Below are 845 nucleotides of genomic sequence, written 5' to 3'. Positions count from 1 at the left end.
ACGTTGATGCCGCGGTACTCGTCGCCGACGCCGATGACGTCCTGCGCGCGTTGCACCACCGGCACGAAATTGGCGAACGTGCACCCGAACGACGGCGAATACTGCGCCAACAACTCCAGCGCCTCACGCGAATCCGCCGAGATCCGAATCAGATTGTCCGCGTTGGCCTGCAGAAAATCCGCCGTCGACGCACTCGTCGCCGTCAACGACGAGATCAACGTATCCACCGCCGGACGCTGCTCGACCAACGTGTTCCCCGTGACCGACAGATTGTCGAGCGCATCGATCAACTGCGGACCCGCATCGGCATACGTCTGCGAGAAATCCGCCAACCCACGCAGATCCTCCTGAATGTTCGGCAACTCGGTGTTCAGACCCTTGAAGATCGTGTCCAACCGATCGATCGTCAACCCCAACTCCTGACCACGACCACTCAGACCCTGCGCCAACGCACCCAACGTGCTCGCCAGATCCTGCGGCGGAATCGCTTCGAGCAACGGCAGCAAGTTGTCCAACAACTGACCGACCTCGATGGCACTGCCACTGGTGTCCTGCCTGAGCACGGTCCCGTCGGTGATCGGCGACGCCGTGTCGTTCTCGGGAATCTGCAACGCCACGTACCGCTCACCGAACAACGTCTTGGGCAACAACCGCGCCGTCGCGTTCGACGGAATCAGATCGGCCTTGTCCGGATCGATCGCCAACTTCGCCGTCACCACACCGTCGACCGACGACGCCGACCGCACTTCACCGACGATCAAACCGCGAACCTTCACATCCGCGTTGCTGGGCAACGCATTACCCACCGAATCGGTCACCAGGTCGATACTGACGACTTTCTTGAA

The 845-nt window shown here is 61.1% G+C and carries 1 protein-coding gene; it reads right to left on the bottom strand.

The genetic code is table 11. The annotated features are described in order from the left end of the window. A partial coding sequence (locus tag CH289_RS27840; RefSeq protein WP_033188840.1) for an MCE family protein occupies positions 1-845 on the bottom strand: 845 nt, incomplete at both ends.

This window comes from Rhodococcus sp. RS1C4, assembly GCF_002258225.1.
In the GTDB taxonomy this organism is placed as follows: Bacteria; Actinomycetota; Actinomycetes; order Mycobacteriales; family Mycobacteriaceae; genus Rhodococcoides; species Rhodococcoides fascians_E.
This window is presented reverse-complemented; position numbering and strand designations above follow the sequence as displayed.